Below are 17,522 nucleotides of genomic sequence, written 5' to 3'. Positions count from 1 at the left end.
CGGCGAGCCGGGAGACAACCCAGACGGCGAGCCGGGAGACAACCCAGACGGCGAGCCGGGAAACGAGCCGGGAGACGAGCCAGGAGACGAGCCAGGAGACGAGCCAGGAGACGAGCCAGGAGACGAGCCGAGCGTCAGCTCAGGAGTCGGCACAGCAAGAAGCGCGGGAACGACGGTGAAGGAGGGTGCGGCCGGAGGGCCTGAAGTGGCACGATAAGGGCTCCCATGACCCATATCGACCTCTGTCACGACAGCCTCGACGGGCTCTCCGTCGGCGACGCGTTCGGCGCCCAGCACTTCGTGCCGGGCGGGATCGGGACCGCGACCGGGCAATGGCCCTGGACCGACGACACCGAGATGGCGTGCTCCCTCGTTGCGGAGCTGCGCGACCACCAGCAAATTGACCAGGACCGGCTCGCCGGCGCGTTCGCGGAGCGCTGCGAGCCCTACCGTGGCTACGGCGGCGGCGCCGTCGTCGTCCTGCACCGCATCCGCGACGGCGTGCCCTGGCGCGACGCCGCCCGCGAGGCCTTCCACAACCAGGGGTCGATGGGCAACGGCGCCGCCATGCGGGTCGCGCCCCTCGGTGCCTTCCACGCCGGTGACCCGAGCACCGCCGCGCTGGAGGCGATGCGATCGGCCGAGGTCACGCACGCCCACCCGGAGGCGATCCTCGGCGCTGTCGCCGTGGCGGTCGCCGCGGCCGAGGCGGGCTGGGCGCGCCTCACCCGCAACCCGCCTGCATCCGCCGAGCTGCTCGACACGGTGCTGGCGTACATCGTGGACAGCCGGGTCCGCACCGGGATCGAGCGGGCCAAGATCGTCACCGGCCGCGCCGAGGCCGCGTACGTGCTTGGCAACGGTTCGCAGGTGCTCGCCCAGGACACCGTCCCGTTCACGCTGTGGGTGGCGGCCCACCACCTCGACGACTACGAGACGGCGATCACGGAGTGCGTCGCGGCGGGCGGCGACGTCGACACGACGGCGGCGATCGTCGGCGGGATCGTCGCCGCGTACACCGGCCGCGACGGCGTCCCGCAGCGGTGGCTGCGGCAGCGCGAGCCGCTGCCCGCCTACGCCCGCTGAGCGGCCGAGACCAGCAGCGTCTCGATACCCCGCACGCACCCCTCGGCGTCCGGATCGGACAGCACGGACACGTCGACGGTGAGCCGCAGCGCGCCCGGCTCGTCGTCGACGTGGACGAACAGCGGCTCGGTCGGGCCGACCGGCGGTTCGACCCAGGTGAACGATCCCGGCTCCCAGGAGGCGGCCCCGGCGGCGGCGCGGACGGACCGGCGGTCGTTGAGGCATGCGGTACGGGCGTCGGCGCCGACGGCGAACGGGTCGTAGTACGCGTGCTTCTGCGCCGGCAGCGACGCCCGGGCGACGGCCGCCAGAGCGGCGTCGAAGGAGCCGGACACGTCGGCCACGCACAGCCCGAGCTGCGTGATCGGGCTGACGATCCCGGCCAGCCCGCTGCGGAACCGGTTGCTCACCACCTGCCGGACCGCGACGGTGCCCGCGCCGGTGATGCGGCTCAGGACCGTCATGTACGCGGCCAGTAGTACCGTCGCCGAATCGACGCCGGTCGACGCCGACACCGCCGGGAGCGCGGCGGCGAGGGCCGGCGACACGAAGACGCCCTTGCGTGCGGCGCCGGCCGGGCCGGAGCCGAACGGCGACAGCAGCGCGGCGTGCCGCTCCCAGTGCCGCCGCGCCGCCGCGTGCTGCCGCTCACCGGACGCTGACGCCTGCCACGCCGCCAGGTCCAGGGGCTGCAGGCCCTCCGGCGGCCCGGCCACCCGCCGGGTCACCTCGTCCACCATGACCGCGGCGCCGATCCCGTCGGTGACCAGGTGCGGCATGATGGCGACCAGCCTGCTCGGGGTACCGCTGGACAGCACGACCGCCATGCGCATGGGGAAATCGCCCTCGAGATCGGGCGAGGCCGCCCGCAGGTCGCGCTCGACGGCGGCGGCGACGACCTCCGGATCCTCGTGCCCGGCGTCGACCACGTCCAGCCGCGCCGTGCCCTCGCCGGCCACCACCTGCCGCGGCGGGGCGCCGGCGCGTGATCGCAGGGTCGTGCGGAACGATTGATAGCGGCCCATGGTGTACCGCAGCTCCGCCGCCACGTCGTCGAGCGTCGTGCCGGGCGGCACGGGACGCCGCCCGCCCATCGGCAGCCAGGACCGCTCCCGCACCATGGCCTGCCACATCGCCCGCTGGCCCCAGGTCAGCTCCGCGGTGCCGGCCCCGTCGCCGCAGAACGGCACGTCGATGCGATCCACAACGCCGTGACTGTACTCAGCGCCGACCGAGCGTCAAGCCTTGACAGGGACGATCAGGCGGTACACCTCGGGGAAATGGTCGATCGTCAACTCCGGCACGAACGTGTCCGGGTCGTCCCGGAACCGCCAGGCGCCGGGGTAGCCCGCGTTGGTGACGAGGACCGGCCGCATCCCCGCGGCGCGGGCGCCCTGGTGCTCGCGGCTGCCGCCGTCGCCGACGAACCAGCACTCGCGCGCCGCGACGCCGAGCCGCTGCGCGGCGGTGGCGTAGAGCCGCGGGTCGGGCTTGCGGCAGCCCTCCTGCCAGGAGAAGACGGTGGCGTCGACGTGCGGCGCGTACGGCGTCGAGGGCCAGCCGTCGCACAGCTCGGCGCCGCAGTCGCTGAGCACGGCGATGCGAAACCCGGCCGCGCGCAGCAGGGCGAGCGTCTCCAGCGCGCCGGGCCGGGGCGCCCACAGCCGGGCGGAGCCGGCGTGGTGGGCGGCGACGGCCGCGTCGAGCTGCGCCTCGGACGGCTCGGCGCCGCAGCGGGCGGCCATCGCCCGCAGCATCGGGCGGGTGTGCCCGTGGCGCCCGGTGATCCGCTCGCCGAACGACGTGGACATGGCGGTGCAGAACGGCTCGGCCGGCACGCCGAGCAGGGCCGCGGTCGCCGCGAACGCGCCGCGGCGGCCGGCCTCGATGCCGGGGTCGGTGAGCGTGCCGAAGAAGTCGAAGACGACGGCCCGCACGCTCAGCCGGCTTCGGCGAGGCGGGCCGGGAAGCCGCCGGTGGCCACCGGTCCCCACGCGTCGATCGTGACGCGGACGAGGGACTTGCCCTGCGCGACCATCGCCGCGCGGTACTCGTCCCAGTCGGGGTGCTCGCCGGAGATGCAGCGGAAGTACTCCACCAGCGGCTCCAGCGCGTCGGGCAGGTCGAGCACCTCGGCCGTCCCGTCGACCTGCACCCAGGCGTCGTTCCACTCGTCGGACAGCACCACGACCGACACGCGCGGGTCGCGCCGCAGGTTGCGTACCTTCGCCCGCTCCGGATACGTCGACACGACGATGCGCCCCTCGGCGTCGACGCCGCAGGCCACCGGCGACGCCTGTGGCCGCCCGTCGGGCCGCGTGGTCATGATGATCGCCCGGTGCCGCGGCCGGAGGAACTCCAGCAGCGCGGCCCGGTCGACGCGGTCGTTGGTCGCGATCTTCCGTGCCATGCCGCCAACCTACCGTGCGTAGGTCGCGGTGGCGCGGGTAGCTCCCGGCGCATGAGGCGCTGGTTGCGGGACCGCAGGCTGATGGGGGAGCTTGCCGCGGAGTTCGCCGGCACGATGATCCTCATCCTGTTCGGGTGCGCAGCCGTCGCGCAGGTGGTCGCCGCCGGGCTGGGCGGCCACGACAGCATCGCGTGGGGATGGGGCTTCGGGGTGACCTTCGGCGTGTACGTCGCCGGCCGGCTCAGCGGCGGGCACCTCAACCCGGCGGTGACCGTCGCCCTCGCGATGTTCAGCGGCTTCGCGTGGCGCAAGGTCCTGCCGTACTCGCTGGCGCAGACCGTCGGCGCGTTCGTCGGCGCGCTGCTCGTGCGCTGGAACTACGGCTCGATCCTGCACGCCTTCGACCCCGGCCTGACGATGAAGACGCAGTACGTGTTCTCGACGCTGCCCGGCAACGGCACCCTGCCCGTCGACGTGTTCGGCGCGTTCCGCGACCAGGTCATCGGCACCGCGATCCTGCTGTTCCTGATTCTGGCCGTGACCGACCTGCTGAACACGGCGCCGAAGGCGAACCTCCAGCCGTTCATCATCGGCCTCATCGTCGTCGCGATCGGCATGGCGTGGGGCGCCGCGGCCGGCTACGCGATCAACCCGGCCCGCGACCTCGGCCCGCGGGTGGCGTCGTTCCTGACCGGCTACAGCACCGCCTTCGTCGACCAGACGGGTTACCCGTACTTCTGGGTGCCGATCGTCGCGCCGATCATCGGCGGGATCGTCGGCGCCGGTCTGTACCGGGTGATGGTGAGCCGCTACCTGCCCGTGCCGGCCGAGCAGCGCGAGCCCGGAAGGGTGGAGACGACCAGTGGATGAGTACATCGGCGCGATCGACCAGGGCACCACCAGCACCCGCGCGATGGTGTTCGACCATGCCGGCCGGGTCCTCGCCCAGCACCAGCTGGAGCACCGGCAGATCCTGCCCCGCGCCGGATGGGTCGAGCACGACCCGGTCGAGATCTGGGAACGCACCAACGACGTGGCCCGCGAGGCGTTCGCCGGCCTGCGGCTGCGGGCGCTCGGCATCACCAACCAGCGCGAGACGACGGTCGTGTGGGACCGGCGCACCGGCCGGCCGTACGCCAACGCGATCGTGTGGCAGGACACCCGCACCGACCGCATCGTCACCGAGCTCGACCGTGACGTGCGCGGGCGGGTCATCCGGCAGCGCAGCGGCCTGCTGCCCGCCACGTACTTCGCCGGTGGCAAGCTGCAGTGGCTGCTGGAGAACGTCGACGGGCTGCGCCGCGCGGCCCTCAACGGCGACGCGCTCTTCGGCACGATCGACACCTGGTTGCTGTGGAACCTCACCGGCGGCCCCGACGGCGGCGTTCACGTCACCGACGTGACCAACGCCAGCCGCACCATGCTCATGAACCTCGAGACGCTGCAGTGGGACGACCAGCTGCTGAGGATTTTCGGGGTACCGCGGGCGATGCTGCCGCAGATCCGCCCGTCGTCGGACCCGGCGTCCTACGGCCGCACCCCCGACGGCGTCCCGCTCACCGCCGCGCTCGGCGACCAGCACGCCGCGGTCGTCGGGCAGGTCTGCTTCGCCGCCGGCGAGGCGAAGAACACCTACGGCACCGGCAACTTCCTGCTGCTCAACACGGGCCCTTCCCTCGTGCGCTCGTCCCGCGGGCTCCTGACGACGGTCGCCTACCAGTTCGCCGGCCAGCCCGCCGCCTACGCGCTCGAAGGATCGATCGCCGTCACCGGCTCGGCCGTGCAGTGGCTGCGTGACCAGCTGCGCGTCATCGCCACCGCCGCCGAGAGCGAGACGCTCGCGTCGAAGGTGGCCGACAACGGCGGCATGTACTTCGTGCCCGCCTTCTCCGGCCTGTTCGCCCCCTACTGGCGGCCCGACGCGCGCGGCGCGATCGTCGGCCTGTCCCGCTTCAACACCGACGCCCACCTGGTTCGCGCGACGCTGGAGGCGATCTGCTACCAGTCGCGCGACGTCGTCGAGGCGATGCAGCAGGACAGCGGCGTGACGCTCGACGTGCTCAAGGTCGACGGTGGCGTCACCGCCAACGACCTGTGCATGCAGCTGCAGGCCGACATCCTGGGCGTGCCGGTCAGCCGCCCGCGGGTCGCCGAGACCACCGCCCTGGGCGCCGCGTACGCGGCCGGGCTGGCGACGGGCTTCTGGGACTCGCCGGACGACCTGCGCGCCAACTGGGACGAGTCGCGCCGCTGGCAACCCACGTGGTCGTCGTCGCAGCGCGCCGAGGGATACCGCCGCTGGAAGATGGCCGTTTCTCGGGCGCTCGACTGGGTCGAGATCGGAGCTGCCTGATGCATGCCGCACCTATGTCGCCGTCGTCGCGATCGGCGGCTATCGCTTTCATGGAGTCGACGGAGCTCGACGTTCTGGTGGTCGGCGGCGGCGTCGTCGGGGCCGGCTGCGCCCTCGACGCGACGACCCGCGGCCTGTCCACGGGCCTGCTGGAGATGCGCGACTGGGCCAGCGGCACGTCGAGCCGCTCCAGCAAGCTCATCCACGGCGGGCTGCGCTATCTCGAGATGCTGGATTTCCAGCTGGTACGGGAGGCGCTGCGTGAGCGGGGCCTGCTCCTGCACCGCCTGGCCCCGCACCTGGTGCGCCCGGTGCCGTTCCTCTACCCGCTGACGCGCGCGGTCTGGGAACGCTTCTACGTCGGTTCCGGGATCACGCTGTACGACGGGATGGCCGGCCGCGGGATGCCGCACCACCGGCAGCTGACCCGCCGCCAGGCGCTGCGGCTGTGCCCGGCGCTGCGGCGGGACAGCTTCGTCGGCGCCGTGCAGTACTGGGACGCCCAGGTCGACGACGCCCGCCACACCATGTTCGTGGTCCGCACGGCCGCCGCCTACGGCGCCCACGTCGCGCCGCGCACCCAGGTCATCGGCTTCCTCCGCGAGGGCGGCCGGGTCACCGGCGTCCGCGTCCGCGACCTCGAGGACGACCGCGAGTTCGAGGTCCGCGCCCGCCAGGTCGTCAACGCCACGGGCGTGTGGACGGACGACACCCAGGCCCTGATCGGCGAACGCGGCCAGTTCCAGGTCCGCGCCTCCAAGGGCGTGCATCTGGTGGTACCGCGGGATCGAATTCAGTCGACGTCGGCGCTGATCCTGCGCACCGCGGCGAGCGTCCTGTTCGTCATCCCGTGGGGCCGGCACTGGATCATCGGCACGACGGACACGGACTGGACCCTGGACAAGTCCCATCCGGCCGCCACCCGCAGCGACATCGAATACCTGCTCGGCGAGGTCAACAAGGTCATGGTCACGCCGTTGCGCCCGGAGGACGTGGAGGGCGTGTACGCGGGCCTGCGCCCGCTGCTGGCCGGCGAGTCGGAGCTGACGTCGAAGCTCTCCCGCGAGCACGTGGTGGCCACTCCGGTCCCCGGCGTGGTGGCGGTGGCCGGCGGCAAGTACACCACGTACCGCGTGATGGCCTCGGACGCGGTCGACGCGGTGGCTCACGCCCTGGGCGGCGCCGTGCCGCCCTCCTGCACCGACAAGGTCCCCCTGCTGGGCGCCGAGGGCTACGCCGCGATGTGGAACCAGCGCGCGGCCCTGTCCGCGTCGAGCGGCGTGCACGTGGCGAGGATCGAGCACCTGCTCGGCCGCTACGGCTCCCTGGTGGACGAGGTCCTGGACCTGATCCGCACCGACCCGTCGCTGGCCGACCCGCTGGAGGGCGCGGAGGACTACCTGCGCGCGGAGGTGGCGTATGCGGTGCTGGCGGAGGGCGCCCGCCACGTCGAGGACGTCCTGACCAGGCGCACGAGGGCATCGATCGAGACGTTCGACCGCGGCTTGACGGCCCTGCGCCCGGTGGCGCAGCAGATGGCGGGCCTGCTGGACTGGTCCCCGGAGCAGCTGGACCGCGAGGTGGAAAGCTACCGCCGCCGCGTGGAGGCGGAGCGCGCCTCCCAGGACCAGCCCGACGACCGCACGGCCGACCTGACCCGCCGCGAGGCCCCGGACGTGGTCCCGGTAGCCCACGGCTAGCGTTCGTGGGCGCCGGCGGCGGCCCCGCCCTAACCATGATCACGGACGTTTCTGGTCCGTGTTCGATACAGAAACGTCCGCGATCATGAAGTCGCAGTCGACGGCGGCCGTGTGCCCCGATCCGAGGGAACCGGGGGATCCCACCTCGGCGCGGGTCCTTGATCCGCGTGAATAGAGTGGCGCCATGGCAGTTCGACGTGCGCAGGTGCTCGGGTTGATCGGTGCGGTCATCCTGCTGATCGGCCTGGCCTCCTGGGGCATCGTCACCGTGCTCGGCCGGGCCGGCGAGCTGCCCGAGGCATCCGTCTCGGTCCAGGCGAAGCGGCCCGACGGCGGCGCGCCCAGCGACGCGGATCTCGACCGGGCCCGGCAGGTGCTGCTCACCCGCATGCGGACGGCCAACGTCGAGGACCCGCAGGTCGACCGCGATGGAGATCGACTTGTGCTGCGGGGCCGCGGCGCCGGCGAGACAATGCTGCGCGAGCTCGTGGGCACCGGCCAGCTGCGCTTCCGGCGGGTGCTGGCGACGGTCTTCACCGGCCAGCCGATGACGGGCACGCTGCCCGAGCAGCCAGCCGACGCCGCCCGGCCGGCGGTCGCGGACCGGCTCGGCGAGGCGTACCCGGCCGCCGCCGCGGTGCAGGACGTCGACCAGGGCAAGGCGCTGCCGCCGAGCGTGACGTCGGCGTTCGGCGCGCTGAGCGCGGCCGACGTGGCCACGCTGCCGGTGCGGATGCGGCTGCTCGTGCCGGGCGTGACGTGTGCCCAGCTCACCGAGGTCGGCGCGGCCGACCGGAGCGTGGTGGCGTGCGACAAGGACGGCACGAAGTACCTCCTGGACAAGGCCCGCATCACCGCCGCCGACATCGCCGGCGCGACGCCCGCGTTCGGGCCGACTGGCGAGTGGACGGTGAACGTGCGGTTCACGGCGGACGGCCAGCGGCAGTTCACCGAGCTGAGCCGCGAGCTCGCGCCGCAGCGGGAGCAGGTGGGCATCGTGCTCGACGCGCTCGTGGTCTCGGCGCCCGCCATCCAGTCCGAGATCACGGGGGATGTGCAGGTGAGCGGGAACCTGAGCCAGTACCAGACGGAGGTGCTCGCCGCCCAGTTGGCGGGCGGCGAACTCCCGGTCCGCCTCACGGTCGTCGGCTGACCGGCACCCAGCCTCACGCCCCTGGCGGGGGAGGAACGGCAGCGGCCGGGTCAGGCGGCCGAGGGCGGGGCAGAAGCAGCGGCGCGGGCCGCGAGGAGTGCGGGGAGGTGCTCGCGGGACCAGGTGCGGGCCGCCGCGATCAGGTCCAGGAGGGAGCGGCCGAGGGGCGTCAGGGCGTACTCGACGCGCGGGGGGTTCTCCGGGTACGACGTGCGGGTCAGCAGGCCGTCGCGTTCCATGGCGCGCAGGGTCTCCGTCAGGACCTTTGCCGTGACGGCGCGCAGGGGCGCCTGGAGTTCGGTGAAGCGGCGGGGGCCGTGCTCGAGGCACAGGACGACCATGCCGGTCCACTTGTCGCCGATCTGGAACGGCAGGGCGCTCGACGGGCACATCGGGTCGAAGTCCGGCAGGGGAGCGGGTGGCATCGGCCCACCGTAGCGCCGGTTTCGTTGCGGGAACCGGGGTGGGGGCCGGTAGCGTCCGCGGGCCATGAGGATTGCGGTGTTCGGGGCCGGGGGCCGGGCCGGGAAGCGGGTCTCGCTGGAGGCGGTGCGGCGCGGGCATGAGGTGGTCGCCGTCGTACGGGACGTGGTCGCCCACGGCGGCCTTGCGTCCGACATCATGGCCGCCCACGGCGACCTGCCGGTCGAGGAGCACGGGGACGGGACCGGCGGCGGGGTGAGTGTGAAGCGCGGCGACGTCACCGATCCCGTCTCGGTGCTGCGGCTCGCCGACGGGTGCGATGCCGTCGTCAGCGCCGTCACGCCCGCGTCCGGGCCGGAGGAGCTCGCCCGCAGAGGGCTCGACGAGCTGTACTTCGTCAAGGCCGCCGACGCGCTCCTTGCCGCCCAGCCCCGGCGGCTCGTCGTGGTGGGGCTGTTCGCCACGCTGTACGACGACGGCGGCCGGCTGGTCATGGACGATCCCGCCGCGTTCCCGGCGCAGCTCCGGGCGTTCGCGCAGGCGCACCTCGCCGGGCTCGAACGCCTCCGGGAACGTGCGCGGGCCGGACGGCGGTGGCTCGTGCTCACGCCGACCGCGCGGCTCGACCCCGCTGGGGAACGGACCGGAACGTACCGGCTCGGGGGAGAGCAGGTGCCCGAGGACGAGAGCGGAAGCCTGTCGTACGCGGACCTTGCCGTCGCGGTCCTCGACGAGATCGAGCGGCCCACGAGGAGCGGGCGGGTTGTCGTCTACCGGTGAGCCAGGCGAGCGGCCGGCGGGGCCGCACCCGGTGGTGAGCGCGCTCGACCCGTGATCAAAACCCTCAAGACGGGAGCAAAGCCGTCGAACAGCCCGGTGGAAACCGAAACGCACCGAGGAGCCTCCCGTGCCGGAACCCATCGGACTCGTCAGCGACACGCCGGCACTGGGCGAGGCGGCGCTGCGCCTGCTCGTGCAGGAGCGGCTCGTCGCCGTGCTGAACGTCAAGAACGGCTCGATCATCAACGTCAACGACAAGGTGCTGGAGACGATCGACCTGCCCCTCGGTGAGCTCGTCGGCAAGCGCCTCGACGAGGTCTGGCACCTCCAGTCGCAGGTCGTGGACAAGCTCATGGACAGCGCCCGGGCCGGCGAGTTCATCGAGCAGGTCAACCCGATCGTCGACAGCGGCGGCCGGCAGCGCTGGCTGCGGTTCAACTGCGGGCCGGTGCTGGGCGCCGGCAAGGAGCCCGAGAGCCTGCTGCTCACCGCGTACGACATCACCAACGACCGGCGCCTGCTGGCCGAGCTGCGCGGCAAGTACGCCGCCGTCGATCGCTCGCAGGCCGTCATCGAGTTCGATCTCAACGGCGAGGTCATCGGCGCGAACGAGAACTTCCTGCAGCTCACCGGGTACGCCCTCGGTGACGTGGTCGGGCAGCACCACCGGATCTTCGTCGACGAGACCTACGCGGCCAGCGCGGAGTACGCCGCGTTCTGGGCGCGGCTCGCGGCCGGCGAGATCGAGGGCGGCGAGTTCAAGCGGCTCGGCCGGGGCGGGCGGGAGCTGTGGCTGCGGGCCACCTACAACCCGATCTTCGACCTGGAGGGCCGGCCGTACAAGGTGGTGAAGTACGCGCTCGACATCACCGAGTCGAAGCAGCGCAACGCCGAGTACGAGGGCAAGGCGACCGCCATCGACCGGGCGCAGGCGGTCATCGAGTTCGACCTCGACGGCACGATCCGCGCGGTGAACAAGAACTTCCTCGACGCCACCGGCTACACCGCCGAGGAGCTCGTCGGCCAGCACCACCGCACGCTGGTGACCGAGGACGAGGCGCGCAGCAACGCCTACCGCAACTTCTGGCAGAAGCTGGCGAAGGGCAGCCTGGAGAGCGGCGAGTTCAAGCGGATCGGCAAGGGCGGGCGGGAGGTGTGGCTGCAGGCCAGCTACAACCCGATCTTCGACCTGGAGGGCCGGCCGTTCAAGGTCGTCAAGTACGCCACCGACATCACCGAGGCGAAGCAGCGCAACGCCGAGTACGAGGGCAAGGTGACCGCGATCGACCGCGCCCAGGCGGTGATCGAGTTCGACCTCGACGGCCTGATCGTGAACGTCAACCGCAACTTCCTCGAGGTCATGGGGTACAACAGCGCCGACGAGCTGAAAGGGCGCCATCACCGGGTCTTCGTCGACCCGATCTACGCCGCGAGCGAGGACTACCGCGACTTCTGGGGCCGGCTGGGCCGCGGCGAGTTCGAGACCGGCGAGTACAAGCGGCTCGGCAAGGGCGGCCGCGAGGTCTGGCTGCAGGCGACGTACAACCCGATCTTCGACCTGGAGGGCCGGCCGTACAAGGTGGTGAAGTACGCGCTCGACGTGACGGAAGCGAAGCGGCGCAACGCCGAGTACGAGGGCAAGGTCCAGGCGATCAACCGGTCGCAGGCGGTCATCGAGTTCGACACGCAGGGCACCGTCATCGACGCCAACCGCAACTTCCTCGACCTGTTCGGCTACGGCGTCGAGGAGGTGCGCGGCAAGCACCACCGGCTGTTCGTCGACGCCGAGGAGGCGCAGTCCGACACCTACCTGGACTTCTGGGAGCGGCTGCGCCGGGGCGAGTACGAGACCGGGACCTACAAGCGGCTCGCCAAGGACGGCCGCGAGGTGTGGATCCACGCGACGTACAACCCGATCCTCGACCTGGAGGGCAGCCCCTACAAGGTGGTCAAGTTCGCCACCGACATCACCGCCGGCCGGCTGCGCAACGCCGAGTTCGAGGGCAAGGTCGCCGCGATGGACCGCGGGCAGGCGGTGATCGAGTTCGACCTGGAAGGCAACGTCCTGCGGGCCAACGACAACTTCCTGCGCACCATGGGCTACTCGATGCGCGAGATCCAGGCCCAGCACCACAGCATGTTCTGCACCCAGGAATACATCACCTCCCCGGAGTACCGCGACTTCTGGCTCCGGCTGAGCCGGGGCGAGTTCATCGCCGGGCGGTTCCACCGCGTCGGCAAGTACGGGCGCGAGGTCTTCCTGCAGGCCAGCTACAACCCGATCTTCGACCTCAAGGGCCAGCCGGTGAAGGTCGTGAAGTTCGGCCAGGACATCACCGACCAGGTGGCTCTGGAGCAGCGGCTCAGCACCAAGACGCGCGACATGAGCAAGGCCGTCGAGGAGCTCAGCGTCTCCATCGCGCAGATCGTCGGCAACGCCGGGCAGGCCAGCGCGCTCGCCGGGGAGACGCAGACCAACGCGCAGCGCGGCTTCGAGGAACTGCGCAAGTCGATCGAGGCGATCGAGCTCATGGAGCGCTCGTCCGACCAGATCGCGGCGATCGTCCAGGTGATCGGCGAGATCGCCAGCCAGACCAACCTGCTCGCGTTCAACGCCTCGATCGAGGCGGCGCGCGCCGGGGAGCACGGGGTCGGCTTCTCGGTCGTCGCCGGCGAGGTGCGCAAGCTCGCCGAGCGCTCCTCGGAGTCGGCCCGCGAGATCAGCCGGCTCATCCAGGAGTCGGCGACCCGGATCAACCAGGGCTCCCAGGTGGCGCAGCGGGCGCAGGACGCGTTCGAGGAGATCCTGCGCAGCGTCGGCAAGACGGCGGAGTCGATCCACCACATCGTCACCCAGACGCAGACCCAGCAGGACGCGTCGCGCACGGTCAACGCCCTGATCGGCGAGCTCGTGGGCGACGGCGAGGCCCAGCCGGCATGAGCGGTCCGGAGCGAAGCGGAGGAGCCGCGTGAGCCTTCACGGCGTGTTCACGGTGGCGGACGTCCACGTCGCGCTGCCGTTGTCGGAGCTGCGGGAGGTGCTGCCGTGCCCGCGCACGTTCGAGCCGCTGCTGGCCCGCGCACCCGGCCTGGTCGGCGCGGTGAACGTGCGCCACCAGGTCATCCCGGTGCTCGACCTGCGCCGCACGCTCGACCTGGCGGACAGCGCCGAGCCGGAGGTGGTCGTCGTCGTCAACCACGAGGGCAGCGTCTTCGGCCTGCTCGCCGGGTCGGTGCGCGGCGTCGTGCCGATCGAGGAGGACGCCCGGCTCGGCATGACCGTCAACAGCGAGCTGCCGCCGCTGTTCAGCCGGACCTTCGAGCGGCCCGACGACGGCTCGGTGGTCTGCCTGCTCGACTGCGCCGCCGTGCGCCGGCTGCCGGGCATGGTGCTCGCCGACGACACCGGCGGCCCGAGCGGTGCGATGGCGGTGGCCCAGGAGCGCACGACCGGCGACACCACGATGATGATGCTCCTGCGCTGCGGCGAGATCGGCGTCTGCGTCCAGGTGGAGCACATCCACTCGGTGGTGCCCGAGCTCATCCTCAAGTCGTCGCCGATCGACGGCGACGTCGTCCACGGCGTCATCGAGCTCGGCGACCACTACGTGCCGACGGTCGACACCCTCGCCGTGCTCGGCCTCGGCACGCTCGGCCCGATCGACGTCAAGCGCGGCGTCGCCTTCGCCTACGAGCGCGGCCTGCTCGCGTTCGCGGTCACCGAGGCGGTCGCGATCGTCGGGGTGCCCGACGCCGACGTGCTGCCGATGCCGGCGTTCGGGCTGCCCGCCACGGCGTTCGCCAGCGGCATTCTGCCCGGCCAGGCCGGCGGCACGTACCTCGTCGTCGACGGTGCCCGCCTGCGCGCCGACGAGCAGCTGGGCACGCTCGCCGCCCTCGGCACGCCCGTCGGCGGCACCCCGCCGGCCCGTCGCCCGCAGGCCTCCGATGCGGGGCGGGTGCCCGCGGACGGGCGGGTCATCGAGCCCGTCGTCCGCAAGTACCTCACCTATCTCGCCGGCGTCGAGGTCGCCACCCCGCTGACCCAGGTCCACGAGATCGTGCCGTTCCCCGAGCACGTCATCCCGTTCGTCGGCGGCGGCCCGGTCCGCGGCGTGTTCACCCACCACCGCCGCTCGGTGCCGCTCATCTGCCTCGCCACGCTGCTCGGCCAGCGGGACGAGGCCGAGCCGGCCACGGCGCGGGTGGTGCTGGTCGCCGGCGTCGGCTTCATCGTGCCCGCGCTGCGCGCCATCGAGGAGTCGGTCTGGGAGGAGCGGCTGCCCGCCGCGGACGCCTCGCCGCCCGGCCTCGCCGGCGCCCCGTTGGTAAAAATCGACGGACGTATCCTGCCCCACATCGACCTGGAGCGCCTCGCACGCACTATGGTGGGCCATCGTGAGGATGCCGCCGCTGATCCGCCTGGAGATCGACGGACGTGAGCCGACGATCGAGGAGCTGTACCATCCGCTCCTGGTCAACTACGGCCACCTGACCGCGCTCCAGGTGCGCGATGGCCGGGTGCAGGCCCTGGCGCTGCACCTGGAGCGCCTGGTCGCCGCCACGCGGGAGCTCTTCGACGCGGACCTCGACCCGGCGCTGGTCCGCGGCCACCTCCGCCACGCCGTCCGCGACGTGTCGGACGCGTCGATCCGCATCAACGTCTACCAGCCGGCCGACGAGCTGATGATCGTCGTCGCCGTGCGTCCCCCGGCCTTCCCGCCATCGACGCCGGTCAGTCTCCGGTCGGTGCCCTACGTCCGTCCCGCCGCGCACCTCAAGCACCTGGGGAGCTTCGGCCAGCTGTACTTCGGCCGCCTCGCCGAACGCGAGGGCTTCGACGACGCCCTGCTCACCGGGCCAGGCGGAGAGATCGCCGAGTCGGCCATCCACAACATCGGGTTCTTCGACGGTACCGCCGTGGTCTGGCCGTCCGCGCCGCACCTGGCGGGCATCCAGATGCTGGCGCTGAACCCGGGACTCGAAGCGGCCGGCCTGCCGGTGCGCTCCGCGCCGGTGCACCTGGCCGACGTCGGCGCCTACCGCGCGGCGTTCCTCACCAACTCCATCGGGGTGGTCGAGGTCCGCCGCATCGACGAGGTCGCGCTGCCCGGCGACCCGGACTTCCACCGCCTGGTCGTCTCGGCCGCGGCGGCCGTGCCCTGGGACGCGATCTGAGCCCGGGCGGGCTGCTGCTCGGCGGCCGCTACCGGCTGGAGGACCTGCTCGGCACGGGCGGGACCTCGGTCGTCTGGCGGGCGCGCGACGAGGTGCTGGGCCGGGCGGTGGCGGTCAAGGTGCTCGCCGGCGGCGCCGACCGGGACCGGATCCGCGACGAGGCCCGCAGCGCCGCCGCGCTCTCCCATCCGAACCTGGCGCAGGTCTTCGACTACGGCGAGTCCGACGACACGCCGTACGTCGTCATGGAGCTCATCGAGGGCGAGACCCTGGAGCGGCGGCTCGCCGGCGGGGCGGTCTCGCCGGCCGACGCGTTCCGCCTGTGCGCGGAGGTCGCCTCCGGGCTGGCCGCCGCGCACGACGCCGGCCTCGTGCACCGCGACGTGAAGCCGGCCAACATCATGGTCACCGTCAGCGGGGCGAAGCTGGTCGACTTCGGGATCGCCGCGCCCGCCGGAGCCGGCGAGGAGCGGGTCCTGGGCACGCCCGCGTACGTGGCACCCGAGCGGATCATGGGCGGCGCCGTCACCCCGGCGTCGGACGTCTACGCCCTCGGCGTCGTGCTGTACAAGCTGCTCGCCGGCGTGCTGCCCTGGCCCGGCGAGTCGACCACCGGCATCGTCCGCGACCACGTGCACACGCCGCCGTCGCCGCTGCCGGACCAGCCCGGCGTGCCGCGGCCGGTCGCCGCGCTGTGCATGAGCTGCCTGGCGAAGGACCCGGCGGCCCGTCCGCCGGCCCGGTTCGTCGGCGACGTGCTGGCCCGCGCCGCGGCCCGGGCCGTGCTGGGCGAGCCGGCGGCCCGCACGCCGCGCTGGCGGATCACCGCCGCGGCGGCCGCGGTCGGCGTCATGGCGGGGGCGTGGCTGTACTCGGGGGCGAGCCCGGTCCGCGAGCCCTCGGGCGGGCCGCCGTACGTCCAGCCGGAGCCGGCCGAGCCGCCGCCGACCACCGCACCCGTTGGCACGCCGCCGACCGGTCCGGTGCCCGCCGGGGCGACGGCGCACGAGACCGCGGGCCCGCCGGGCAGCAGCCCGCCGCCTTCTCCCGGAGGGCTGCCGACGACGACCTCGCCGGCGCCGGTCACCCCCGCGCCGGCCCCCGTGACCTTCACCGCCGACGGCGGGACGGCTACGGCCCGGTGCGCGGACGGCCTGGCCGAGCTGACCGGCTGGGCGGCGGCCAAGGGGTACAAGGTCGAGACCGTCCGGCCGGGCCCGGCCGCCACCGCCACGGTCACCTTCCGGCACGGCAACGACCTCGTCGACGTCGCCGTCACCTGCACCGGCGGTACACCCCGGGCCGACGTCACGGCGCGGAAGCGGTGACGCCCTGCCGCTCGGTTCGCGCCGTGGCCCGCAGGCTGGTGACCGTCACGACCGCGAGCGTCACGATGATGACCGCCAGCGACAGCGGGGTCGGCACGTCCGGCACCCACGACCACACGGTGTGCGCCCAGTGCAGGATCAGCTTGAGGCCGATGAACCCGAGGATGATCGCCAGGCCGTGGTTGAGGTGCTTCAGCCGGGCCAGCGCGTTGCGCAGCACGAAGTACAGCGCCCGCAGGCCGAGCAGCGCGAACGCGTTCGTCGTGAACACCAGGTAGGGGTCGTCGGTCACGCCGTACACGGCCGGCACCGAGTCGACCGCGAACACGATGTCGGTCAGGAACACCGCCGCCACGACCAGCGCCATCGGGGTCAGCGCCCGGCGGCCGGCCTCGCGGATGGTGAGCCGCGCGCCGTGATACTCGTCGGTGACCGGCATCAGCCGCCGCAGCAGGCGCACCCCGCGCATCTTGTCGATGTCGACCTGGTGGTCGGCGCCGCGCAGCGCGTCGCGCATCACCTTCACCGCGGTCACCAGGAGGATCGCGCCGAACAGCAGGAACGCCCACGTCCCGGCCGACAGCATCGCGGCCCCGGCGGCGATGAAGATCGCCCGCAGCACCAGCGCCCCGGCGATGCCGTACAGCAGCACCCGCTGGGCGAGCGCCGGCGGCACCGCGAAGGCGGCGAGCAGCAACATGAAGACGAACAGGTTGTCGACCGACAGCGACTTCTCCACCACGTAGCCGGTGAAGAACTCGACGCCACGGGTGCCGCCGTGCGCCAGCCAGACGTACACGCCGAACGCCGCGGGCAGCGCGAGGTAGAAGACGGTCCAGGCGACCGCCTCGCGCATCGGGACGTCGTGCGGCCGCCGGGTGATGACGAAGTCGAGCGCCAGCAGCCCCAACAGCACGGCGACGGTGATCACCCACAGCTGCGGCGACGCGATGGATTCCATGAAGACGGGCTCCCTCGAACGTGACGAACCGTTCGAGGTCTCTCTCACCCGCGCACGGTGCCGCGGGCGACCGCCCGGGAGCCGCATCGGCGACTCGTACTGACCGGGACGGCCTGGCGAGATACTCCCCCCAACCGCACACTGTACGGG

At 72.7% G+C, this 17,522-nt stretch carries 15 protein-coding genes; 10 read left to right on the top strand and 5 right to left on the bottom strand.

All coding sequences use genetic code 11. From position 1 onward, the window contains the following. Positions 1-225 precede the first annotated feature (225 nt). Positions 226-1,086 carry an ADP-ribosylglycohydrolase family protein gene (locus IEZ31_RS40660; RefSeq protein ID WP_190255449.1) on the top strand — a complete coding sequence of 287 codons (861 nt, stop codon included), beginning with the start codon at positions 226-228 and terminating at the stop codon, positions 1,084-1,086. On the opposite strand, the gene IEZ31_RS40655 is transcribed toward IEZ31_RS40660, so the two are convergent. From IEZ31_RS40655 to IEZ31_RS40645, 3 genes are read right to left on the bottom strand one after another with little or no spacing between them, the layout of a single operon-like run. After that, the gene (locus IEZ31_RS40655; RefSeq protein ID WP_190255448.1) at positions 1,074-2,291 is read right to left on the bottom strand and encodes a condensation domain-containing protein; all 1,218 of its coding nucleotides are present in this window, start codon (positions 2,289-2,291) and stop codon (positions 1,074-1,076) included. The genes IEZ31_RS40660 and IEZ31_RS40655 overlap by 13 nt on opposite strands. A gap of 33 nt (positions 2,292-2,324) precedes the next feature. Beyond that, the gene (locus tag IEZ31_RS40650) at positions 2,325-3,023 is read right to left on the bottom strand and encodes an HAD family hydrolase (RefSeq protein WP_190255447.1); all 699 of its coding nucleotides are present in this window, start codon (positions 3,021-3,023) and stop codon (positions 2,325-2,327) included. A gap of 2 nt (positions 3,024-3,025) precedes the next feature. Continuing rightward, entirely contained in the window at positions 3,026-3,496 is a 471-nt protein-coding gene (locus tag IEZ31_RS40645) for a PPOX class F420-dependent oxidoreductase (protein WP_190255446.1), read from the bottom strand. A 51-nt stretch (positions 3,497-3,547) separates the two neighbouring features. Between IEZ31_RS40645 and IEZ31_RS40640 the strand changes: the two genes are divergently transcribed. The 4 genes from IEZ31_RS40640 (at position 3,548) to IEZ31_RS40625 (ending at position 8,702) form a co-directional block, all read left to right on the top strand. Next, a complete protein-coding gene (locus IEZ31_RS40640) occupies positions 3,548-4,366 on the top strand; it encodes an MIP/aquaporin family protein (RefSeq protein WP_190255445.1) in 819 nt (272 codons plus the stop codon). Continuing rightward, positions 4,359-5,849 (top strand): glycerol kinase GlpK, encoded by a 1,491-nt coding sequence (glpK, locus tag IEZ31_RS40635; protein ID WP_190255444.1) that lies wholly within the window; start codon positions 4,359-4,361, stop codon positions 5,847-5,849. The genes IEZ31_RS40640 and glpK overlap by 8 nt, the downstream gene beginning before the upstream one ends. Next, positions 5,849-7,549 carry a glycerol-3-phosphate dehydrogenase/oxidase gene (locus IEZ31_RS40630; RefSeq protein ID WP_190255443.1) on the top strand — a complete coding sequence of 567 codons (1,701 nt, stop codon included), beginning with the start codon at positions 5,849-5,851 and terminating at the stop codon, positions 7,547-7,549. The genes glpK and IEZ31_RS40630 overlap by 1 nt, the downstream gene beginning before the upstream one ends. A 184-nt stretch (positions 7,550-7,733) precedes the next feature. Then, positions 7,734-8,702: a SecDF P1 head subdomain-containing protein gene (locus tag IEZ31_RS40625; protein WP_190255442.1), complete on the top strand. Its 969-nt coding sequence runs from the start codon at positions 7,734-7,736 to the stop codon at positions 8,700-8,702. A 50-nt stretch (positions 8,703-8,752) separates the two neighbouring features. Here IEZ31_RS40625 and IEZ31_RS40620 read toward each other — a convergent pair whose 3' ends face one another. Beyond that, positions 8,753-9,127: a winged helix-turn-helix transcriptional regulator gene (locus tag IEZ31_RS40620; RefSeq protein ID WP_190255441.1), complete on the bottom strand. Its 375-nt coding sequence runs from the start codon at positions 9,125-9,127 to the stop codon at positions 8,753-8,755. 64 nt (positions 9,128-9,191) lie between these two features. On the opposite strand from IEZ31_RS40620, the gene IEZ31_RS40615 reads away from it, so the two are divergent. The 5 genes from IEZ31_RS40615 (at position 9,192) to IEZ31_RS57245 (ending at position 16,411) form a co-directional block, all read left to right on the top strand. After that, the gene (locus tag IEZ31_RS40615; RefSeq protein ID WP_190255440.1) at positions 9,192-9,905 is read left to right on the top strand and encodes an NAD(P)-dependent oxidoreductase; all 714 of its coding nucleotides are present in this window, start codon (positions 9,192-9,194) and stop codon (positions 9,903-9,905) included. A 127-nt stretch (positions 9,906-10,032) separates the two neighbouring features. Beyond that, on the top strand, positions 10,033-12,846 hold the full coding sequence (locus IEZ31_RS40610; protein WP_229836424.1) for a methyl-accepting chemotaxis protein: 2,814 nt from the start codon (positions 10,033-10,035) through the stop codon (positions 12,844-12,846). A 28-nt stretch (positions 12,847-12,874) separates the two neighbouring features. Continuing rightward, the gene (locus IEZ31_RS40605; protein WP_190255439.1) at positions 12,875-14,347 is read left to right on the top strand and encodes a chemotaxis protein CheW; all 1,473 of its coding nucleotides are present in this window, start codon (positions 12,875-12,877) and stop codon (positions 14,345-14,347) included. Beyond that, positions 14,310-15,083, top strand: coding sequence for an aminotransferase class IV (locus IEZ31_RS40600; protein WP_229836450.1), 774 nt, complete (start codon positions 14,310-14,312; stop codon positions 15,081-15,083). The genes IEZ31_RS40605 and IEZ31_RS40600 overlap by 38 nt, the downstream gene beginning before the upstream one ends. Further along, the gene (locus IEZ31_RS57245) at positions 15,068-16,411 is read left to right on the top strand and encodes a serine/threonine-protein kinase (protein ID WP_308429477.1); all 1,344 of its coding nucleotides are present in this window, start codon (positions 15,068-15,070) and stop codon (positions 16,409-16,411) included. The genes IEZ31_RS40600 and IEZ31_RS57245 overlap by 16 nt, the downstream gene beginning before the upstream one ends. Here the strand turns inward: IEZ31_RS57245 and IEZ31_RS40590 are convergent. Next, complete coding sequence (locus IEZ31_RS40590; protein WP_190255438.1) at positions 16,392-17,372, bottom strand: TerC/Alx family metal homeostasis membrane protein; 981 nt, start codon at positions 17,370-17,372, stop codon at positions 16,392-16,394. The two genes, IEZ31_RS57245 and IEZ31_RS40590, sit on opposite strands and share 20 nt — an antisense overlap. Positions 17,373-17,522 lie beyond the last annotated feature (150 nt).

It is taken from the genome of Dactylosporangium sucinum, assembly GCF_014647515.1.
Taxonomy (GTDB): domain Bacteria; phylum Actinomycetota; class Actinomycetes; order Mycobacteriales; family Micromonosporaceae; genus Dactylosporangium; species Dactylosporangium sucinum.
This window is presented reverse-complemented; position numbering and strand designations above follow the sequence as displayed.